General features: G+C 68.4%; 1 pseudogene. It reads right to left on the bottom strand.

The features are described from left to right. Nucleotides 1-41: 41 nt before the first annotated feature. Nucleotides 42-263 (bottom strand): annotated as a pseudogene (locus B4E96_RS11105) (ectoine/hydroxyectoine ABC transporter substrate-binding protein EhuB); the annotation flags it as partial.

Here is a 263-nt window from a genome sequence, read left to right as displayed (position 1 = left end):
CCCCGGGGGGGGGGGCCGCACGCCGATGTCAGCGGACGTGATCAGCTGGGCAGGTCGCCCGAGCACAGCTGCTCGGTGGTGATGGACCCGTCAGGGCGCTCCTCGGCGGTGAAGCCGAACTCACCGACGATGTCCAGGTAGCGCTGCTCGTCGCCGACGATCTCGTCGAGCTTCTCGTTGTAGGCCTTGAGCAGCTCTTCGTCATCGGTGCGGAAGACGGTGCCGCCGGCACCGATCTGCGGCACGCCGTCGATCTCCTGCAC

The sequence above is a fragment of the Brevibacterium sp. UBA7493 genome (assembly GCF_002479565.1).
Taxonomy (GTDB): Bacteria; Actinomycetota; Actinomycetes; order Actinomycetales; family Brevibacteriaceae; genus Brevibacterium; species Brevibacterium luteolum.
Note: the sequence above shows the minus strand (reverse complement) of the source record. Positions and strands in the feature narration are given on the sequence as shown.